Source organism: Limimaricola sp. G21655-S1, from assembly GCF_027213785.1.
GTDB lineage: Bacteria > Pseudomonadota > Alphaproteobacteria > Rhodobacterales > Rhodobacteraceae > Limimaricola.
In genome coordinates, this window is sequence record NZ_JAPWGO010000275.1 from 1 (window position 1) to 264 (window position 264).

Annotated in this window: 1 protein-coding gene; it reads right to left on the bottom strand. The window is 62.9% G+C overall.

All coding sequences use genetic code 11. The features are described 5' to 3' along the window. The coding region (locus tag O4G76_RS20750) for a LysR family transcriptional regulator (RefSeq protein ID WP_269399006.1) at window positions 1–218 on the bottom strand (218 nt) is incomplete at its 3' end. Between the last annotated feature and the right edge of the window lie 46 nt (window positions 219–264).

Sequence of the window (264 nt, forward strand, 5' to 3'; positions counted from 1 at the left end):
TGCTGGGCGTGTTCGCGCAAAAGCTCTCCGGCTTCGGTCAAAACGACGCCTTTGGAGCTGCGTTCAAACAGGGTGACCCCAAGCCGCGCCTCAGCCTCGGCGATTTTGCGCGAAATCGCCGAGGGGACAACATTCAGCCGATCCGCCGCGCGACGGATCGAGCCTTCATGCGCCACCGCGAGGAATTCGCGCAGGAATTTGGTCTCTAGCGCGTCCATCAGGCCGCCAAGACACGCCGCACCAGACGCACCCAGAACTCTGCAC